This is a genomic window from Methanothermobacter sp. (assembly GCF_049720995.1).
Taxonomy (GTDB): domain Archaea; phylum Methanobacteriota; class Methanobacteria; order Methanobacteriales; family Methanothermobacteraceae; genus Methanothermobacter.
The window spans coordinates 16,306-29,718 of the sequence record NZ_JBNASF010000008.1 but is presented as its reverse complement, the minus strand read 5'-3'; the positions used below and the strand labels follow the sequence as shown (position 1 = coordinate 29,718).

The 13,413-nt window shown below is 48.3% G+C and carries 26 protein-coding genes and 1 tRNA gene; all 27 read left to right on the top strand.

Features of this window, described 5'->3' with window-relative positions; genetic code table 11:
- Position 1: 1 nt before the first annotated feature.
- The 27 genes from ACPLJI_RS03960 (at position 2) to ACPLJI_RS03830 (ending at position 13,410) form a co-directional block, all read left to right on the top strand.
- The gene (locus ACPLJI_RS03960) at positions 2 to 802 is read left to right on the top strand and encodes a 30S ribosomal protein S3 (RefSeq protein WP_424741139.1); all 801 of its coding nucleotides are present in this window, start codon (positions 2 to 4) and stop codon (positions 800 to 802) included.
- 46 nt (positions 803 to 848) lie between these two features.
- Positions 849 to 1,043 carry a 50S ribosomal protein L29 gene (gene rpmC, locus ACPLJI_RS03955; protein WP_013295320.1) on the top strand — a complete coding sequence of 65 codons (195 nt, stop codon included), beginning with the start codon at positions 849 to 851 and terminating at the stop codon, positions 1,041 to 1,043.
- A 12-nt stretch (positions 1,044 to 1,055) separates the two neighbouring features.
- On the top strand, positions 1,056 to 1,361 hold the full coding sequence (gene yciH / locus ACPLJI_RS03950; protein ID WP_010875652.1) for a stress response translation initiation inhibitor YciH: 306 nt from the start codon (positions 1,056 to 1,058) through the stop codon (positions 1,359 to 1,361).
- Positions 1,362 to 1,370: 9 nt separating this feature from the next.
- Positions 1,371 to 1,652 (top strand): ribonuclease P protein component 1, encoded by a 282-nt coding sequence (gene rnp1 / locus ACPLJI_RS03945; protein WP_424731088.1) that lies wholly within the window; start codon positions 1,371 to 1,373, stop codon positions 1,650 to 1,652.
- Between the two features lie 10 nt (positions 1,653 to 1,662).
- Positions 1,663 to 1,983, top strand: a complete 321-nt coding sequence (locus ACPLJI_RS03940; protein ID WP_048174800.1) for a 30S ribosomal protein S17 — start codon at positions 1,663 to 1,665, stop codon at positions 1,981 to 1,983.
- A 1-nt stretch (position 1,984) separates the two neighbouring features.
- Positions 1,985 to 2,383 carry a 50S ribosomal protein L14 gene (locus ACPLJI_RS03935; RefSeq protein WP_013295322.1) on the top strand — a complete coding sequence of 133 codons (399 nt, stop codon included), beginning with the start codon at positions 1,985 to 1,987 and terminating at the stop codon, positions 2,381 to 2,383.
- A gap of 9 nt (positions 2,384 to 2,392) precedes the next feature.
- Positions 2,393 to 2,746: a 50S ribosomal protein L24 gene (gene rplX, locus ACPLJI_RS03930; protein WP_424731087.1), complete on the top strand. Its 354-nt coding sequence runs from the start codon at positions 2,393 to 2,395 to the stop codon at positions 2,744 to 2,746.
- Between the two features lie 2 nt (positions 2,747 to 2,748).
- On the top strand, positions 2,749 to 3,477 hold the full coding sequence (locus ACPLJI_RS03925) for a 30S ribosomal protein S4e (RefSeq protein WP_048174804.1): 729 nt from the start codon (positions 2,749 to 2,751) through the stop codon (positions 3,475 to 3,477).
- On the top strand, positions 3,478 to 3,984 hold the full coding sequence (locus ACPLJI_RS03920) for a 50S ribosomal protein L5 (RefSeq protein ID WP_424731086.1): 507 nt from the start codon (positions 3,478 to 3,480) through the stop codon (positions 3,982 to 3,984).
- A gap of 2 nt (positions 3,985 to 3,986) precedes the next feature.
- Positions 3,987 to 4,139, top strand: coding sequence for a 30S ribosomal protein S14 (locus ACPLJI_RS03915; RefSeq protein ID WP_010875659.1), 153 nt, complete (start codon positions 3,987 to 3,989; stop codon positions 4,137 to 4,139).
- 14 nt (positions 4,140 to 4,153) lie between these two features.
- A complete protein-coding gene (locus ACPLJI_RS03910; RefSeq protein WP_013295327.1) occupies positions 4,154 to 4,546 on the top strand; it encodes a 30S ribosomal protein S8 in 393 nt (130 codons plus the stop codon).
- Positions 4,547 to 4,554: 8 nt separating this feature from the next.
- Entirely contained in the window at positions 4,555 to 5,088 is a 534-nt protein-coding gene (locus ACPLJI_RS03905; protein ID WP_048174807.1) for a 50S ribosomal protein L6, read from the top strand.
- Between the two features lie 13 nt (positions 5,089 to 5,101).
- A complete protein-coding gene (locus tag ACPLJI_RS03900) occupies positions 5,102 to 5,428 on the top strand; it encodes a 50S ribosomal protein L32e (protein WP_048174811.1) in 327 nt (108 codons plus the stop codon).
- A 108-nt stretch (positions 5,429 to 5,536) separates the two neighbouring features.
- Positions 5,537 to 5,983, top strand: coding sequence for a 50S ribosomal protein L19e (locus tag ACPLJI_RS03895; protein ID WP_013295330.1), 447 nt, complete (start codon positions 5,537 to 5,539; stop codon positions 5,981 to 5,983).
- An 11-nt stretch (positions 5,984 to 5,994) separates the two neighbouring features.
- The gene (locus ACPLJI_RS03890; protein WP_048174813.1) at positions 5,995 to 6,573 is read left to right on the top strand and encodes a 50S ribosomal protein L18; all 579 of its coding nucleotides are present in this window, start codon (positions 5,995 to 5,997) and stop codon (positions 6,571 to 6,573) included.
- A 2-nt stretch (positions 6,574 to 6,575) separates the two neighbouring features.
- Positions 6,576 to 7,220, top strand: coding sequence for a 30S ribosomal protein S5 (gene rpsE, locus ACPLJI_RS03885; protein WP_013295332.1), 645 nt, complete (start codon positions 6,576 to 6,578; stop codon positions 7,218 to 7,220).
- Between the two features lie 12 nt (positions 7,221 to 7,232).
- On the top strand, positions 7,233 to 7,691 hold the full coding sequence (gene rpmD / locus ACPLJI_RS03880) for a 50S ribosomal protein L30 (protein ID WP_424731085.1): 459 nt from the start codon (positions 7,233 to 7,235) through the stop codon (positions 7,689 to 7,691).
- Between the two features lie 15 nt (positions 7,692 to 7,706).
- The gene (locus tag ACPLJI_RS03875; protein ID WP_048174818.1) at positions 7,707 to 8,147 is read left to right on the top strand and encodes an uL15m family ribosomal protein; all 441 of its coding nucleotides are present in this window, start codon (positions 7,707 to 7,709) and stop codon (positions 8,145 to 8,147) included.
- A gap of 17 nt (positions 8,148 to 8,164) precedes the next feature.
- Positions 8,165 to 9,535 (top strand): preprotein translocase subunit SecY, encoded by a 1,371-nt coding sequence (secY, locus tag ACPLJI_RS03870; RefSeq protein ID WP_424731084.1) that lies wholly within the window; start codon positions 8,165 to 8,167, stop codon positions 9,533 to 9,535.
- Between the two features lie 30 nt (positions 9,536 to 9,565).
- Positions 9,566 to 10,123 carry an adenylate kinase gene (locus ACPLJI_RS03865; RefSeq protein ID WP_048174823.1) on the top strand — a complete coding sequence of 186 codons (558 nt, stop codon included), beginning with the start codon at positions 9,566 to 9,568 and terminating at the stop codon, positions 10,121 to 10,123.
- 18 nt (positions 10,124 to 10,141) lie between these two features.
- Positions 10,142 to 10,708: an EMC3/TMCO1 family protein gene (locus ACPLJI_RS03860; RefSeq protein WP_048174825.1), complete on the top strand. Its 567-nt coding sequence runs from the start codon at positions 10,142 to 10,144 to the stop codon at positions 10,706 to 10,708.
- Between the two features lie 18 nt (positions 10,709 to 10,726).
- Entirely contained in the window at positions 10,727 to 10,993 is a 267-nt protein-coding gene (locus ACPLJI_RS03855) for a 50S ribosomal protein L34e (RefSeq protein WP_013295338.1), read from the top strand.
- A complete protein-coding gene (cmk, locus tag ACPLJI_RS03850; RefSeq protein ID WP_048174828.1) occupies positions 10,993 to 11,511 on the top strand; it encodes a (d)CMP kinase in 519 nt (172 codons plus the stop codon). Before ACPLJI_RS03855 ends, cmk begins: the two co-directional genes overlap by 1 nt.
- Positions 11,511 to 11,738 (top strand): 50S ribosomal protein L14e, encoded by a 228-nt coding sequence (locus ACPLJI_RS03845; protein ID WP_048174831.1) that lies wholly within the window; start codon positions 11,511 to 11,513, stop codon positions 11,736 to 11,738. Before cmk ends, ACPLJI_RS03845 begins: the two co-directional genes overlap by 1 nt.
- Before the next feature lie 30 nt (positions 11,739 to 11,768).
- Positions 11,769 to 12,737, top strand: a complete 969-nt coding sequence (locus tag ACPLJI_RS03840) for an RNA-guided pseudouridylation complex pseudouridine synthase subunit Cbf5 (RefSeq protein ID WP_048174833.1) — start codon at positions 11,769 to 11,771, stop codon at positions 12,735 to 12,737.
- A gap of 49 nt (positions 12,738 to 12,786) precedes the next feature.
- Positions 12,787 to 12,871: transfer RNA gene (locus tag ACPLJI_RS03835), tRNA-Ser, on the top strand.
- An 89-nt stretch (positions 12,872 to 12,960) separates the two neighbouring features.
- Positions 12,961 to 13,410 carry a 30S ribosomal protein S13 gene (locus tag ACPLJI_RS03830; RefSeq protein ID WP_048174835.1) on the top strand — a complete coding sequence of 150 codons (450 nt, stop codon included), beginning with the start codon at positions 12,961 to 12,963 and terminating at the stop codon, positions 13,408 to 13,410.
- The last annotated feature ends 3 nt before the right edge of the window (positions 13,411 to 13,413 follow it).

Sequence of the window (13,413 nt, the reverse complement as noted above, 5' to 3'; positions counted from 1 at the left end):
TTTGATAGAGAAAGATTTTGTCGTTGAAGGGCTCAGAAGGACAAGGATAGATGAATACCTTGAAAAGGAACTTGAAAGGGCAGGCTACGGTGGCATGGACGTTCAGGTCACCCCCATGGGTACAATGGTTGTCGTCTACGCAGAAAGGCCAGGTATGGTAATTGGACGTGGCGGTAAGACAGTCAGGGCCATAACCCAGAAACTCAAAAGCAAGTTCAACCTTGAAAACCCCCAGGTTGAGGTCAAGGAGGTTGATGTGCCTGAACTTAATCCCCGCATAATGGCCCACAAGATAGCTGCCATGCTTCAGAGGGGAATGCACTTCAGAAGGGTTGCATACACCACAATGAGGAGGATCATGGCTGCAGGTGCCCAGGGTGTTGAGGTTACCATCTCAGGTAAGATAAGGGGTGCACGTTCAGCCACAGCCAAATTCACAGATGGGTACATAAAGAAGTGTGGCGAACCATCAACCAAACATGTTAAGGAAGGATTCGCAACAGTACAGCTCAAACCAGGTGTCCTGGGCGTATACGTCCGTATAATGCCTCCTGAGGTTGTACTTCCAGACAAGGTTGAAATAGAGGCTCCTAAAGTAACTGAAACTCCCTCAGAGGAATCTGAAGAACAGGTTGAAGCCGTTGAGGATCTTGAGGATCTTGAGGATCTTGAGGATCTTGAGGATCTTGAGGATCTTGAGGATCTCGAGGAAATAGAGGATCTTGAGGATCTTGAGGAAGACCTTGAATCAGCGGAAGAGACAGAGAAAGAGGACACAGATGGTGAAGAATCTGAAAAGTAATATATATGGACAGATTCATATCAGTGAATAATAGAAAGGGATTGAAATGGCGATACTTAGGAGCGAAGAGATAAGGGAAATGGATAGGGAGGAACTCCAGAAGAAGCTGGATGAACTCAAGGCAGAATACGCCAGATACATTTCCAAGAGCGCTGCTGCCGGGATCCATGAAAACCCCGGCAAGATGAGGGAAATTCGAAGAACAATAGCCCGTGTTCTCACCATCATGAATGAAAAATAGAAGGAGAAATAAATGAAAATCTGCGATGTTTGCGGTCTTCCGGAGGAACTTTGCGTCTGTGAGGAAATAGCACGCGAAGTTCAGACATTGAAGGTATACACAGTGAGGCGAAGATTCGGTAAAGTGATGACCATCATAGAGGGCATCGATGAACACGATATAGACATAAAGGAGCTCACAAAGATACTCAAGGCAAGATGTGCCTGTGGAGGTACTGCCAAGAAGGGTCAGATAGAACTTCAGGGGGACCATAAGAAGAAGGTCAAGGAAGTTCTAGCGGATATGGGCTTTTCATCAGATACGATAGAGATAAGGTAGGGGTTTACATTGATAACCCCCCGTAACATTTTCAGACATGAACTTATTGGCCTTTCTGTGAGAATAGCCAGGAGTGTTCACAGGGACCTTCAGGGAATATCGGGAAGAGTCGTGGATGAAACCAGGAACACCCTTAAAATTGAACTGGAGGATGGCAGAGAGATAACGGTTCCAAAGGGAACAGCCGTCTTCCATTTCAGAACACCAGAGGGTGAAGTGGTTGAGATTGATGGTGGAGCTCTGGTAGCTCGTCCTGAGGAGAGAATAAAGAAGAAATTTAGAAAACCATAGTGGTGATAGAATGGTCGGCATTGATGTTCCAGAACCTAAATCTAAATGTAGTGATCCTAACTGTCCTTTCCACGGGGACCTCCCATTGAGGGGTCAGATACTGGAAGGAACTGTCGTCAGTGACAAGGCAGAAAGGACAGTAACCGTTGAAAGGAGTTTCTACAAATTTATACGCAAATATGAGAGATACGAAAAGAGAAAATCCAAGATAAAGGCTCATAAACCTGACTGCATAGAGGTCAGGGTAGGGGACACAGTGAAAATTGCTGAATGCAGACCCCTCAGCAAGACTAAGAACTTTGTAGTGGTCGAGGTGAAGGGGGAAGAGTAAGATGAAGGCAATAGCATCCAAGGTTACAAGGGCTTTACCTGTAGGGGCCAGGCTCCAGTGTGTTGACAACACAGGCGCAAGGGAAGTTGAGATAATTTCTGTCAGAGGATACAAGGGTGTTCGCAGGAGGCTCGCAGCAGCCGGTGTTGGTGACATGGTGGTGGTCTCTGTTAAAAAGGGAACAGTGGACATGAGAAGGGAAGTCCTCAACGCTGTTGTTGTGAGACAGAAAAAGGAATACAGAAGACCTGACGGATTGAGGGTGAAATTCGAGGATAACGCTGCAGTTATAGTGAGCCCCGAGGGAGTCCTCAAGGGTTCAGAGATAAGGGGTCCTGTTGCAAAGGAAGCAGCTGACAGGTGGCCCAGCGTGGGAAGTGCAGCCAGCATAATAGTATAGGGTGATAGAATGTCAAAACAACCCAGAAAGCAGAGGAAATACATTTATGAAGCACCATTACACGTTCGTCGCAAAATGATGAGCGCACCCCTGAGCAGGGAACTCAGGGAGGAATACTGTAGAAGGTCCCTGCCAGTGAGAAAGGGAGATAAGGTTGAGGTTCTCCGCGGTGACTTCAAGGGACACGAGGGTAAGGTTGAGAAGGTGGACCTCAAGAGGTACAGGGTCTACGTTGAGGGTGCCACAATACAGAAGGTGGACGGGACCTCAGTTTACTTCCCGATACACCCCTCAAACATCAGAATAATTGACCTCAACCTTGACGATGAGAAGAGAATGAAAATATTAGAACGGAAGGGATAAACATGGCGATAATGGCATCAAGAAAGCACCTTAAACGTTTCAGATCACCAAGTCACTGGCCCATTCATCCCAAGGAATACAAGTGGACCGTAAAGCCATCCCCAGGTCCCCATGCAATTGAGGCATCACTGCCGCTGATGATCATTGTGAGGGACATCCTCGGGGTTGCAGACAATGCAAGGGAAGCCAGGAAAATCATAAACAGCGGCGAGGTCCTGGTGGACGGAAGGCCAAGGAAGAACTACAAATTCCCTGTTGGGTTCATGGACGTTGTGAGCATACCCAGCACAGGGGAGGTCTACAGGGTTCTTCCTGATGAAAGGGGAAGGCTGGTCCTACACCCCATTGGTGAGGAGAACGCGGGCTTCAAGCTCTGCAAGATAGTTAACAAAACAACCATCAGGGGAGGGAAAACCCAGCTCAACCTCCACGACGGTCGCAACCACCTCTCAGAGGACGAGTTCCGTGTGGGGGATGTTGTGAAGTTATCAGTGCCCGAACAGGAAATCCTTGAGAGGATACCCTTTGAGAAGGACAGCCTTGGTCTTGTGACAGGGGGTCGCCACACAGGTGAAATTGGAAGAATCAAGAAGATAAACATAACCAGGTCCTCAATGCCAAACACAGCGGTCATTGAGACCGAAACAGGGAAGACATTCCTCACACTCAAGGATTACGTGTTTGTCATTGGAAAGGACGAGTCAGTGATCTCACTTCCAGGAGGTAAATAGATGAACCCCATGGAGGAAGTAAAGATATTCAAGGTCACCCTTAACATAGGTGTTGGCGAAGGGGGTGAAAGGCTTGCAAGGGCTGAAAGGCTTCTTGAGGAGATGACAGGCCAGAAGCCTGTGAGGACCCACTCAAAGGTCACAAACCCTGAGTTTGGTATAAGGAAGAAGCAGCCCATCGCATGCAAGGTCACCCTCCGCGGTGAAAGGGCCGAAAAGGTGCTCAGAATGTTCCTTGAGGGAATAGGGAACAGGTTGAAGGCCAGCCAGTTCGATGAATACGGTAATGTTTCAATGGGTATAGAGGAACACATCGACATACCTGGAATGAAGTACGACCCTGAGATAGGGATATTCGGTATGAACCTTTCTGTAACCTTTGAGAAGCCAGGTCACAGGATAAGCAGACGAAGGATACAGCGCAAAAAGGTTCCTGAAAAGCACAGGGTCAGCCGTGAAGAGGCAATCGACTTTATGAAGGAAGAATTCCAGGTTAAAATAGTCTGAAGGTGATTGTTTTGCCAAGAAAATATGGAAAGGCATCAAGAAAATGCTCAAGATGCGGGGATCACTCTGCCCTGGTCAGAAGATATGGATTAATGCTCTGCAGGCAGTGCTTCAGGGAACTCGCACCTAAAATCGGGTTTAAAAAGTACAACTGAAAGAGGTGTTTACTGTGACTCTTATGGATCCTCTCGCAAACGCCCTGACCAACATAAGGAACAATGAGATAAGGGGTAATGTCAAGTGCAGGATAACCCCTGCATCAAAGCTCATAGGGCGTGTGCTGAGAACAATGCAGAAGGAAGGCTACATCGGGGAATTCGAATACGTTGACGACGGCAGGGCCGGAAAATTCATCGTTGAACTCGAGGGAAACATAAACCAGTGTGGGGTTATAAAACCCAGACACGCTGTTAAGAAGGACGAATTCGAGAAATTTGAGAAAAGATATCTGCCAGCTAAGAACTTCGGGATAATAATCGTATCAACCCCTGAGGGAATAATGACCCATAAAGAGGCCAAGGACAGGGGGATCGGCGGTAGACTGCTGGCTTACGTCTACTAGGTGATAACATGGTTCTAGCAGCTATTATCCGGGAAGAAATACCCATCCCTGAGGATGTTAACGTCACCATCGATGGTGAAGTTAAGGTTAAGGGTCCGAAGGGTGAACTCTCCCGAAAATTTAACCACTCAGAGATATCAATGGCCGTTGAAGAAGGGAAGGTGGTCCTTGAGGTTAAATTCCCAAAGAAAAAGGACAAGGCAATGATAGGGACAGTTAAAGCCCATATAAACAACATGATAAGGGGTGTCACCGAGGGATTCACCTACCGTATGAAGATAGTGTACGCCCACTTTCCAATGAGTGTGAAGGTGGCAGGGGATAAGGTTTTAATAGAGAACTTCCTCGGGGAACGCCACCCAAGGACCGCAAGGATTGTTGGAGATACAAAGGTCCAGGTAAAGGGCGACGAGGTTGAAGTAACAGGTATCAACAAGGAACACGTTGGACAGACAATGGCGAACCTTGAACAGGCCACCAAGATTAAGGGAAGGGACCCAAGGGTTTTCCAGGACGGCATATACCTTGTGAGCAAGGATTAGGGATGGTGATTCAATGAGGAAAAAATTTAAAAGACAGGAATACGCCCGATACAAAAAACTGGGGGAGAAATGGAGGAGGCCCAGGGGTAAAACAAGTAAAATGAGAAGATATGAAAAGGGCAAACCTGCAATGCCTGCAATTGGCTACAGGAAGCCAAGGGACCAGAGGGGTCTCCACCCATCAGGATATGAGGATATCCTTGTTTCCAGCATGAGGGAACTTGAGGAACTGAATCCTGAAAAACAGGCTGCAAGGATAGCATCAAGTGTGGGTGCCAGGAAGAAGACACTCATGCTTGAAAAGGCAAGGGAACTTGGCATAAAAGTTCTGAATCCATAATATGGGGCTGGAAGGGGTCTTATTTTCCAGTCCAGGGAAAACATTTTAAGGGGATGCCCGATTTTTCGGGTCTATCAGCAAGTTGCTGAACACAAGGAGGTTTCTTGAATGAATCTTACTACTCAGAAAAGATTAGCTGCAGACATACTGAAAGTAGGGGTTAACAGAATATGGATTGACCCTGAGAGGATCGACGAGGTCTCAAGGGCAATAACCAGGGACGGTGTAAAGCAGCTAATAAAGGACGGCGCAATAAAGGCTAAACCAAAAAAGGGCATAAGCAGCTACAGGTCAAAAAAGATAGCCCAGCAGAAAAAGAAGGGAAGAAGAAGAGGACCTGGAAGCATAAAAGGTGCTAAGGGCGCCAGAAAGCCAAGGAAAGAGGAATGGATGACAACGATAAGGGCTCTGAGGAAGGACCTCAGGGAGATGAGGGACAACCGTGAAATAAACAAGAGCACCTATCGTAAACTCTACAAGATGGCAAAGGGCGGAGCCTTCAAGAGCAAATCTTACATGAAAACCTATGCCCGGGACCACGACATGCTCAGATAGGAGGGATCTGATTGGCACATGGACCAAGATACAAGATGGCATTTAGAAGACGAAGGGAAGGTAAAACTGATTACCGGGCCCGCTATAAGATGGTGGAAACAGGCAAATCAAGGCTTGTTGTCAGAATAACCACATATCATGTTATTGCACAGATAATCAATGTGGGAATGGATGGTGACGAAACACTGGTCTCAGCCCACTCAAAACAGCTCCAGAAAATGGGATGGCTTGGAGGTACAAGCAATACGGCGGCAGCATACCTGACAGGGTACCTCTGCGGTAAAAGGGCTCTGAAGGCAGGTATAGATGAAGCGGTCCTTGATATAGGACTCAGACCTGCCATAAGGGGTTCAAAGGTATTCGCAGCACTTAAAGGGGCTGTTGACGCAGGGCTCAAAGTACCACACGGGGAATCAGTACTTCCCGACGAATCAAGGATAAGGGGCGAACACATAAAGGAGTATGCAGAATCCCTTGACGAGGAAGAACGCAAAAAGAGGTTTTCAAGGTACCTTGAGAGGGGTCTTTCCCCTGAGGACCTGCCTGAACACTTTGAAGAAATAAAAAACAGGATAGATGAAGAGGTATGATTATGAACTTCAACATGGAGGAATGGGAGCCAAGGACCAACCTTGGACGCCTTGTGAAGGAGGGTGTCATAACAAGTATCGATGAGATCTTTGAAGAGGGACACCCGATAATGGAACTTGAGATAATCGATGCACTGCTTCCTGACCTCGAGGAGGAGGTCATTGACGTTAACCTTGTCCAGAGGATGCACAAATCAGGAAGGAAGGTCAACTTCAGGGTCATAGTTGCAGTGGGCAACAAGGACGGATATGTTGGACTCGGACAGGGCAAGGCCAGAGAGGTTGGACCTGCAATCAGGAAGGCAGTTGACGATGCAAAATTCAACCTTATAAAGGTCAGAAGAGGCTGCGGTGACTGGGGATGTGTCTGTGGAAGGGAACACACGGTACCATTCAAGGTCTCAGGTAAGAGTGGAAGTGTCCGCGTAACCCTCATACCAGCACCTGGTGGTGTTGGACTTGCAATAGGTGACGTTGGCAAGACCATAATGAGGCTTGCAGGTATAGATGATGTCTGGTCACATACACGTGGACAGACACAGACCACAGTCAACTTTGCCAGGGCAACCTTCGATGCCCTCAAACAGCTGAGCAAGGTAAAGGCAAGCGAAAAGGACCTTAAAAACCTGGGTGTTTGCAGTACCTGAAGGTGATTCCATATGTTAGCAGTAGTAAGGGTAAGGGGATCAGCGGGTGTCCGAAGGGACATAGCTGACACCATGGAGATGTTAAGACTCAACAGAATAAACCACGCAGTACTGGTTGAGGACACACCCAGCTACCTTGGCATGCTCCAGAAGGCCAAGGACTACATAACATGGGGTGAAATTGACCAGGAAACCCTGACAGCCATGATAACCAAGAGGGCAAGAATCATCGGAGGGGAAAGGTTAACCGATGAATACATAAAGGAAAACACAGAGTATGATTCAGTGGAAGAATTTGCAGGGGCTGTATTCAGGGGTGAGGTTAAACTTGAGGATGCAGGAATAAAACCTGTGTTCAGGTTACACCCTCCAAGAAAGGGATATGAGGCTATAAAAAAGGCCTTCAATGAGGGTGGAAGCCTCGGATACCGTGGTGAGAAGATAAATGACCTCTTGAAGAGGATGATCTAGCGGAGGGAATTACTCATGATCAGAAAAAGACGAAAGATCACAAGGATGAGGGGCTCACGCACCGTCGGTGGAGGATGCTCCAAGAAGAGAAGGGGAGCAGGTCACCGTGGCGGTAGAGGACAGGCCGGTGGACACAAACACCACTGGACATGGATCGTCAAGTACGACCCAAAACACTTCGGAAAGTACGGTTTCAAAAGGCCCCAGAAACTCATAAAGAGACTGGAAACAGTTAACCTTGCATACATCGACGAAAGGATTCCTGAACTCCTTGAGAAGGGAATCGCATCCGAAGAGGACGGAATGGTGGTGCTGGATGTAAGGGACCTTGGTTTCGAAAAGGTCCTTGGAAGCGGAAGGATCACACGACCCGTCCACATTAAGGCCCTCGAGTTCTCTGAAAGTGCAGTTGAGAAGATCACAGAGGCCGGAGGAAAGGCTGAACTGATAGAGTAAACCAGCATTGACAAGGAGTGGAGCAGTTGAAGGAAAAATTTGAGCCCATATTCTCAGTCCTGCCACAGGTTAAATCACCTGGCTACAGAGTACCATTCAGGGAGAAACTCAAATGGACAGGCATAATCCTTGTCCTCTATTTCTTCCTGGCCCAGATACCACTCTACGGTTTAAGCCCTAGGGCTGTGGACCAGTTCGCCCAGCTGAGGGCTGTTCTCGCAGGAAACTTCGGTTCAATACTCACACTTGGTATAGGGCCCATTGTGTCAGCATCAATCATACTCCAGCTTCTGGTTGGGGGTAAGATACTGAAGCTGGACCTCTCGAAGCACGAGGATAAGGCCTTTTTCCAGGGACTGCAGAAGCTCCTTGCCATTGTATTCACCTTCTTTGAGGCGCTGATCTTTGTACTGACAGGTTCACTGGCACCCTCAGGTCCCCAGTTTGTCTGGATACTCATACTGCAGCTCACAATTGGAGGAATACTCATAATATTCCTCGATGAGGTTGTATCCAAATGGGGCTTTGGTAGCGGTGTCGGACTTTTCATTGCAGCAGGTGTATCCCAGGAGATAGTTGTGGGTGCCTTCAACCCCCTCTCTGCACCCACACAGCCAGGGGTACCTGCCGGCAGAATAACAGGCTTCTTCTACCTCCTGTTCACAGGGCAGAGTCCTGATTTCCAGTACTACGTCCTGCCTGTACTGGCCCTCATTGCGGTTTTCCTTGTGGTTGTCTATGCCGAGAGTATGAGGGTGGAGATACCCATATCCATGGGAGGGGGTAAGAGGCTCTCGAGGGGTGCTGTTGGAAAGTACCCCCTGCGTTTCATATATGCCAGTAACATGCCTGTTATACTTACAAGCGCCCTCCTCCTGAATGTTCAGCTAATGGCAAACGTGTTCCAGAAAATTGGATACCCCATACTCGGTACTGTGAGCAATGGGCAGGCGGTTGATGGGCTAGCATATCTCCTCACAGCTCCACGCTCAATCGACGCCATCATACTGGACCCCTTCAAGGTCCTGTTCTATGCGGTTGTATTCATAGGGCTCTGCGTCCTCTTTGCATGGCTCTGGGTTGAGATAAGTAACATAGGACCAAGGCATGTTGCAAAACAGCTTTACCAGATGGGTATGCAGATCCCTGGTTTCAGGAGCAGCAGGGGACAGTTCGAGAAGATACTGAAACGCTACATACCCACAATAACAGTTCTTGGAGGGGCATTTGTCGGGCTCCTCGCATTCGTGGCTGACCTGACGGGTTCTCTTGGAGGAGGTACCGGTGTCCTTCTAACGGTGGGTATAGTTTACAGGCTCTATGAGGAGATTGCCCAGGAGCAGCTGATGGATATGCACCCCATACTCAGAAGCTTCCTGGGTGATTAGGATAATCTTTTAATCCATGGGAGTGGTACAATGAAGGTTGTTGTAGTTGCAGGTATACCCGGTTCAGGAAGCACGACGGTCCTTGAGAACACCCTCAGGGATCTTGACTACCTCAATGTGAATTACGGGGATGTGATGCTTGAAATAGCCCGTGAAAGGGGCCTTGTTGAAAACAGGGACCAGATGAGAACCCTTGAACCGGGTGTTCAGAAGGAGATACAGAGGGCGGCTGCGAAAAGTATAAGAGAAAGGTCACGGGAAAATAATATAATCGTCGACACACACTGCACCATAAAGACGCCTGCTGGTTTTCTGCCAGGTCTTCCAGTATGGGTTCTTGAGGAACTGGAACCTGACATGTTTGTGCTTGTGGAGGCTGATCCAGAGGAGATCTTCACAAGAAGAATTAGTGATACTTCCAGGAACAGGGATATGGAATCCCTTCAGGAGATCGACCTCCATCAGCAGATGAACAGGGCAGCTGCAATGGCCTATGCCACACTCACAGGCGCAACGGTTAAGATTGTTAAAAACCACAACAACCAGCTTGAGTCTGCAGTCAGTGAGATGAAGAACATTCTGGAGTAAGATAAAGAGGAAACAAAAATGGTGCTTGAAGTCGTATATGGGGCGCTGAACGCTGTATTCGGCCCATTCATTGCAATGGACCCGAATCCACAGAACCCCATCCTCACGGTCTTCCTGATATCAGCAATAGTGGCCTTTATTATAACACTGGCAAACAAGTTGCTTGTGGACCAGGAAAGGCTCGAAGAACTTAAAGCTGAAATGCAGGAATTCCAGCAGGAGATGATGGAGGCAAGAAAGAAGAATGACATGCAGGCGCTGGAGGAGATCCAGAAAAAACAGATGGAGTTCATGGACAAACAGCGCGAAATGATGACCATGTCATTCAAGCCAATGATAGTCACTTTCGTGCCAATAATCCTTGTCTTCTACTGGATGGGACAGGAACCACACATAGTCAAGACACTGGTGATACTGCCCCAGGTTGCATACTATGTACTCCTTGTCCCGCTGTGGCACATGTTCTATGGCATGCCCCCAAACGCCCCATCCTATGCCATAGGATGGCTTGGCTGGTACATCTTATGCTCCTTTGCCATGTCCCAGATATTCAGAAAGTTCATGGGACTTAAAGGTGGAATGTAACGTTATGGAGAGATTGAAATGCCAGAGTTAAGATACAGATCCAGATCATATAAGAGAATCTTCAAGAGAACTCCTGGAGGAAGGACGGTTATACATTACCGCAGAAAGAAACCATCAAAGCATGTATGTGCTGGCTGCGGAAAGCCACTCCATGGTGTTCCAAGAGGAAGACCCTATGAGATAAGAAAACTCTCAAAGTCCAAGAAGAGACCCAACAGACCATACGGTGGTTACTACTGTTCAAGCTGCGCACGCAAAGTCTTTAAGAAAGAGGCAAGGTCATAATGATCATAACCATCGGTGGTCTGGCCGGTACTGGCACAACAACTGTTGCCAGGATTCTGTCTGAGAGGACAGGGATACCCTGTGTATCTGCAGGTGATGTGTTCAGGCAGATGGCTGCTGAGAGGAAACTTGACATACTGGAGTTCAGCAAACTTGCAGAGGAGAATCCAGAGATAGACATGGAGATCGACAGGAGACAGGCCAGGCTTGCAGATGAACATGAGGACCTCATACTTGAGGGAAGGCTCTCTGCACACTTTGCAAGGGCGGATCTGAAGGTCCTGCTGATGGCACCCTTTGATGTGAGGGCTCAGCGAATAAGTGTCCGGGAATCCAAGGACCTGGAGACGGTCAGGGATGAGATCCGGATACGTGAGGCCAGTGAAGCCCAGAGGTACAGGGAGATTCACGGTATAGATGTGGATGACCTTGAGGTATATGACATTGTGATAAACACCAGCCATTTTGACGCTGAAGGCGTGGCTGAAATCATACTAAAAGTTACCGAGGTGATTTAATGGCAGCAATAGAAGTTGGAAGAGTATGTGTGAAAACCGCAGGTAGAGAAGCCGGTGAAAAATGCGTGATACTTGATATCATCGACAAAAACTTCGTTGAGGTTGTTGGTGTCAATGTTAAGAACAGGAGGTGCAACATAGGACACCTTGAACCAACAGAGAAAAAGATAGAGATCAAATCCGATGATATCGAGGAAATAAAGAAGGAACTTGAAGCCCTTGAATAAACCCACCTCTTATTTTTGCAGGTATCCCTCATGGCAGAATTCATGGAGTTAAAGGAGTCACGCACGGACCCTTCATATGGGTGTCCTCCTCACGAGAGGGACATTGAGACCCACATATCCCACGGCGTTGTTAACCTTGATAAACCCTCAGGTCCCACCTCCCACCAGGTGGATGCTTGGGTTCGGGACATGCTACACGCAGAGAAGGTGGGGCATGGGGGCACACTGGACCCGAAGGTCACAGGTGTTCTGCCCCTGGGTATAAACAGGGCAACAAGGGTCATGCAGCTTCTCCTTGAGGCCCCCAAGGAATACGTATGCCTCATGAGGGTTCACAGGGAGGTGGATGAGGACAGGATAAGGGAGGTGCTAGGGGAATTCCAGGGAAAGATCTTCCAGATACCTCCCCTCAAGTCAGCTGTTAAAAGGGAGCTCCGTGTAAGGACAATCTACGATGTGAGTATACTGGAAATTGATGGTAAGGATGTTCTCTTTAGGATAGCCTGTGAGGCAGGGACCTACGTGAGGAAGTACTGCCATGATGTGGGCGAGGCCCTTGGTACAGGGGCCCACATGGCTGAACTCAGACGGACACGTGTGGGACCCTTCACAGAGGAGGGCCTGGTAACACTCCACGACCTCAAGGACGCCTACCAGTTCTGGGTTGAGGATGGGGATGAGGGATTCCTGCGTGAATGCATCCTCCCCATGGAGTTTGCAGTATCCCATCTCCCCCGTGCCGTCATCCTTGACTCTGCAGTTGATGCAGTATGCCATGGCGCTGACCTTGCACGTGGAGGTATAGCTGGCCTGGATGATAACATAAGGAAGGGCGACACGGTTGCGGTGATGACCCTCAAGGGGGAACTTGTGGCCGTTGGTGAGGCGCTGATGCCGTCCCTTGATATTGTGGCCGCAGACAGCGGCCTTGTGATTGAGACAGAGAAGGTCTTCATGAGGCCCGGGACCTACCCCCGGATGTGGCGCCGGTCCCCATAGCAATACTTAAATAGGCTTCAGTCCATACACTTAAAATGATACATCATATGCCGGGATAGCCTAGCCAGGTAAGGCGCAAGACTGGAAATCTTGTGGAGCTTTGCTCCTCCTGGGTTCAAATCCCAGTCCCGGCGTCGGTTAAAGCAACAATGTTGCACCTACGACTGTTATCTGGAATTCGCAACCCCCGTCCCGCGAATTCACTCTTACTGGAGGTTAATGAATGGAAGAAGAATTCAAACATATGGTTCGTATTGCCAGAAAGGACATTGATGGTAATAAGACCATGGAAAATGCCCTTACAAGTATAAAGGGCGTTGGAAAGGCTCTTTCAAGGGCAATAATCATGTCAGCAGGATACGATCTTAACCAGAGGATAGGTTACCTTTCAGATGATGAAATAGAAAGGCTTGAAGAGGCCATAAAGAACCCTGCAAAGTACAACATCCCATCATGGATGATCAACAGGCGTAACGATTACGAGACAGGCGAGGACAAGCACCTCATAGAGTCAGACCTTGACATGTGCCTCAGAGAGGACCTCAACCGCATGAGGAAAACAAGAAGTTACAAGGGAAGAAGACACGAACTTGGACTACCTGTCAGGGGACAGAGGACAAAGTCCACATTCAGGAAGGGCTCCTCAGTTGGTGTGAGAAGGAGGAAAAGGTAGATA

Bases quoted from the DNA above. Each gene is read 5' to 3' on its own strand.
- rpmC (WP_013295320.1), top strand. From the start codon at position 849: ATGGCGATACTTAGGAGCGAAGAGATAAGGGAAATGGATAGGGAGGAA.
- yciH (WP_010875652.1), top strand. From the start codon at position 1,056: ATGAAAATCTGCGATGTTTGCGGTCTTCCGGAGGAACTTTGCGTCTGT.
- ACPLJI_RS03940 (WP_048174800.1), top strand. From the start codon at position 1,663: ATGGTCGGCATTGATGTTCCAGAACCTAAATCTAAATGTAGTGATCCT.
- ACPLJI_RS03935 (WP_013295322.1), top strand. From the start codon at position 1,985: ATGAAGGCAATAGCATCCAAGGTTACAAGGGCTTTACCTGTAGGGGCC.
- rplX (WP_424731087.1), top strand. From the start codon at position 2,393: ATGTCAAAACAACCCAGAAAGCAGAGGAAATACATTTATGAAGCACCA.
- ACPLJI_RS03925 (WP_048174804.1), top strand. From the start codon at position 2,749: ATGGCGATAATGGCATCAAGAAAGCACCTTAAACGTTTCAGATCACCA.
- ACPLJI_RS03920 (WP_424731086.1), top strand. From the start codon at position 3,478: ATGAACCCCATGGAGGAAGTAAAGATATTCAAGGTCACCCTTAACATA.
- ACPLJI_RS03905 (WP_048174807.1), top strand. From the start codon at position 4,555: ATGGTTCTAGCAGCTATTATCCGGGAAGAAATACCCATCCCTGAGGAT.
- ACPLJI_RS03900 (WP_048174811.1), top strand. From the start codon at position 5,102: ATGAGGAAAAAATTTAAAAGACAGGAATACGCCCGATACAAAAAACTG.
- ACPLJI_RS03895 (WP_013295330.1), top strand. From the start codon at position 5,537: ATGAATCTTACTACTCAGAAAAGATTAGCTGCAGACATACTGAAAGTA.
- rpsE (WP_013295332.1), top strand. From the start codon at position 6,576: ATGAACTTCAACATGGAGGAATGGGAGCCAAGGACCAACCTTGGACGC.
- rpmD (WP_424731085.1), top strand. From the start codon at position 7,233: ATGTTAGCAGTAGTAAGGGTAAGGGGATCAGCGGGTGTCCGAAGGGAC.
- ACPLJI_RS03875 (WP_048174818.1), top strand. From the start codon at position 7,707: ATGATCAGAAAAAGACGAAAGATCACAAGGATGAGGGGCTCACGCACC.
- ACPLJI_RS03865 (WP_048174823.1), top strand. From the start codon at position 9,566: ATGAAGGTTGTTGTAGTTGCAGGTATACCCGGTTCAGGAAGCACGACG.
- ACPLJI_RS03860 (WP_048174825.1), top strand. From the start codon at position 10,142: ATGGTGCTTGAAGTCGTATATGGGGCGCTGAACGCTGTATTCGGCCCA.
- ACPLJI_RS03855 (WP_013295338.1), top strand. From the start codon at position 10,727: ATGCCAGAGTTAAGATACAGATCCAGATCATATAAGAGAATCTTCAAG.
- cmk (WP_048174828.1), top strand. From the start codon at position 10,993: ATGATCATAACCATCGGTGGTCTGGCCGGTACTGGCACAACAACTGTT.
- ACPLJI_RS03845 (WP_048174831.1), top strand. From the start codon at position 11,511: ATGGCAGCAATAGAAGTTGGAAGAGTATGTGTGAAAACCGCAGGTAGA.
- ACPLJI_RS03840 (WP_048174833.1), top strand. From the start codon at position 11,769: ATGGCAGAATTCATGGAGTTAAAGGAGTCACGCACGGACCCTTCATAT.
- ACPLJI_RS03830 (WP_048174835.1), top strand. From the start codon at position 12,961: ATGGAAGAAGAATTCAAACATATGGTTCGTATTGCCAGAAAGGACATT.